Here is a 260-nt window from a genome sequence, read left to right as displayed (position 1 = left end):
CGCCGACCTCATCGCCCGCGTCAACCGCCTGCTCGCGGCCGATACCTCGCTGTGGACCGACGACGTATGGCTGGTGGACTCCACCCCGGTGGAGTGCGGCCGCTCCCGCGAGACCGTGAAACGCTCCGACCTGGCCGGATGGGCCGAGTACGGCTACTGCCCCAGCCACTCCCGCTACTTCTGGGGCCTTCGCCTGCACCTGGTGTGCACCCTGCACGGCCTGCCGGTGGCCTTCGCGCTGACGGGCGCGAAGGCCGTGG

Annotated in this window: 1 pseudogene; it reads left to right on the top strand. The window is 71.5% G+C overall.

The features are described 5' to 3' along the window. Positions 1–260: pseudogene (locus OO57_RS38175) on the top strand (IS982 family transposase); the annotation flags it as partial.

The organism is Kitasatospora phosalacinea, assembly GCF_000717185.1.
Taxonomy (GTDB): Bacteria; Actinomycetota; Actinomycetes; order Streptomycetales; family Streptomycetaceae; genus Kitasatospora; species Kitasatospora phosalacinea_A.
This window is presented reverse-complemented; position numbering and strand designations above follow the sequence as displayed.